Annotated in this window: 3 protein-coding genes; 2 read left to right on the top strand and 1 reads right to left on the bottom strand. The window is 75.8% G+C overall.

What is annotated here, in order from left to right:
• Together BZL64_RS38315 and BZL64_RS38310 are read left to right on the top strand one after the other, a co-directional pair.
• Positions 1-1,146 (top strand): Glu/Leu/Phe/Val dehydrogenase dimerization domain-containing protein (locus tag BZL64_RS38315; RefSeq protein WP_086773522.1); only part of this gene is annotated, 1,146 nt, incomplete at its 5' end.
• 41 nt (positions 1,147-1,187) lie between these two features.
• Entirely contained in the window at positions 1,188-1,808 is a 621-nt protein-coding gene (locus BZL64_RS38310; RefSeq protein WP_086773521.1) for a TetR/AcrR family transcriptional regulator, read from the top strand.
• Between the two features lie 49 nt (positions 1,809-1,857).
• On the opposite strand, the gene BZL64_RS38305 is transcribed toward BZL64_RS38310, so the two are convergent.
• Positions 1,858-2,556 (bottom strand): SIMPL domain-containing protein, encoded by a 699-nt coding sequence (locus tag BZL64_RS38305; protein ID WP_167396269.1) that lies wholly within the window; start codon positions 2,554-2,556, stop codon positions 1,858-1,860.
• Positions 2,557-2,762: the final 206 nt, after the last annotated feature.

The raw sequence follows: 2,762 nt of genomic DNA, 5'->3' as shown, positions 1-2,762 counted from the left end.
CCCGCATCCGCAGGCCGCCGCTGCACACGCCGCGCACGAGCCGGTCGACGACCAGGTAGCCGCGGCGGCCTGCGGATGCGGGAGGGCTGCACCCTCGACGAGGTGACCGGGCTCGCCCGCGGGATGAGCCTCAAGGAGGCCCTGCACTACGACCCGGCGGCACGCTACGTCCCCCTGGGCGGGGCGAAGGGCGGCATCGACTGCGATCCGCGTGCCCCGGAATCGTACGGGCTGCTGGTGCGGTACCTGCGGGCGGTGCGGCCCTACGTGGAGAGCTGCTGGACCACCGGTGAGGATCTGGGGCTCAGCCAGGACGTCGTCGACCGGGCCGCCGCGGAGGCCGGGCTCGTGTCGTCGATCCAGGCCGTCTATCCGCTGCTCGACGACGAGGGCGCGGCCCGCCGGCGGCTCGCGGACGCCTTCGCGGTCCAGGTGGACGGCATCGGCCTGGGCGAGCTGGTCGGGGGCTGCGGGGTCGCCGAGTCGGTCCTCACCGCCCTGGACAGGGCCGGGGTGCCCCATGCCGGCACCCGGGTCGCGCTCCAGGGGCTCGGCACGATGGGCGGGGCCACGGCGCGCTTCCTCACGCGCGCGGGACTGACGGTCGTGGCCGTCGCCGACGTCAAGGGCACGATCGCCAACCCGGCGGGCCTCGACGTGGAGGCGCTGCTGGCGGCGCGGGACGCCCACGGCACCGTCGGCCGCGACGCGTTGCGCCCCGGCGACCACGAACTGCCCGGCGACGCCTGGCTGTCGGCCGAGGCGGAGGTGCTGGTGCCGGCCGCCGTGTCGTACGCGATCGGCCCGGACGAGCAGGCGCGGATCACCGCCCGCTGGATCGCCGAGGCGGCCAACATGCCCGTCCTGCCCGAGGCGGAGGCGCTGCTGCACGCGCGCGGGGTGAGCGTGCTGCCGGACGTCGTCGTCAACTCCGGGACGAACGCCTGGTGGTGGTGGACGCTGTTCGGCGACATCGGCGCGGACGCCGACGAGGCGTTCGCGTACACACGTCGCTCGATGCGCGCCCTGGTGGAACGGGTGCTGACGCGCGCGCAGGCCGACGCGACGACCCCGCGCCGGGCCGCGCACGCGATCGCCGACCAGCGGCTGCCGCTCCTCGCGGAACGCTTCGGGCAGCACCGCTGAGGGCGTCGGCGCAGGTCGCGGGCCCTGTGTAGGGTGACGGCGTGGCAAGGGTCCGGTTGAGTGTGGCGGAGCGGCGCGAGGATTTGCTGCGGGCGGCCATCGAGCAGATCGAGGCGCGGGGCGTGGCGGCGGTCAGGATCGCCGACGTGGCCTCGGCGCTCGGCGTGAGCAACGCGCTGGTGCTCTACCACTTCGCCACCAAGGAGCGGCTGGTCGCCGACGCGTTCGCCTTCGCCGCCGAAGCCGACCTGGCCCGGCTGCGCAAACTGCTCGGCCGCCGCACGACCGCACTGCGCCGGCTGCGGTCGGCGGTGCGCTGGTACGCCCCCACCGGGCCGGCCAAGGGCTGGCGGCTGTGGATCGAGGGCTGGGCGGTGTCGCTGCGCGAACCCGCCCTGCGCGACGTCGCCCGCGGCCTCGACCGGCAGTGGAAGGCGGCGCTCGCCGAGGTGATCGCGGAGGGGGTGGCCGCGGGCGAGTTCCGCTGTCCCGACCCGGCCGGGACGGCCCTGCGCCTGACGGCCCTCCTCGACGGTCTCGCCGTACAGCTCACGTCCTACGACGGTGCCGTCTCCCGGGCCCGTGCGCAGGAATGGGTGGAGGAGGCGCTGGACCGGGAACTCGGCCTCGGGGCACAGACGTTGAGCCCACAGGAGCGCTGAGACCGGATCAGTCGGGTTCGGACACGGGTCAGTCGGGCTGGGACACGGCTCAGTCGAGCGCGTACACGGCCGTCACCGTCGCCGTCGCGCGGATGACGCCCGGCGCCACGGGGACACCGCCCGATGCCGCGTCGGCGGCCGGGGGGACCGGGCGCGGATAGCCGGTCGCGTCCTCGCTGAGGGAGACCAGGCGGCCGAGGCGGTGACCGCTGAGCCGGGCGTACTGAAGGGCCTTGGTGTGGGCGTCCTCGTGCGCGGCCTGGCGGGCGCGGGCCAGCAGCGGGGCCGGGTCGGAGACGTCGAAGGTCACCGAGTTCACGCGGCCCGCCTCACCGGTGGCATCGGTGATCCCCTGGAGGACCGCCCCGGTCCTGCCCACCTCACGGACCGTCAAAGAGAAGGTCTGCGCGGCCTGGTAGCCCCTGAGCCGGGCGGCGCCGTCCGTGTAGTCGTGGACGGGATGCACGGAGACGCTCTCGGTACGGATGTCCGCTTCGGCCACGCCCTGGCGGCGGACGGCGTCGAGCAGGGCGGTCGCGGCCGCGGCCTGGGTGTCCAGGGCCGTCCGCGGGGTCGCGGCCATGGCCTCGACACCGGCGACGACGACCGCGATGTCGGGCTGTGCGCTCGCACCGCCCTCGCCGGTCACGGTGACGGTGGCGGGACTGGGCGCGGTCACCGCCCCGGTGGGCCGGGCGGCGGCCGTGGGCACGGCGACGGCCGGCAGCCCGAGGGCGAGCAGCGTCACGACGGCCGCGGCGAGGGCGCGCGGCGCCCTGCCGGACGTACGGGAGGGGGGCGCTGTGGACGAGGGGGACGTGCGGGAGCGGGGGTCCGTGTATGAGGGGGACGTGCACTGGGCGCGCGAGTATCTGGTGGCGTGGATCGGGGGCCCAGTGCACGTCGTCGCGCCGGATCTCCAGGGTGCCGCGCGGCGGGAGCTGCGGCCAGGGC

Origin of the sequence: Streptomyces bobili, assembly GCF_002154575.1 — a bacterium.
Lineage (GTDB): Bacteria > Actinomycetota > Actinomycetes > Streptomycetales > Streptomycetaceae > Streptomyces > Streptomyces bobili.
The sequence above is the reverse complement of the archived record's forward strand: the minus strand, read 5'-3'. Positions and strand labels throughout refer to the sequence as shown.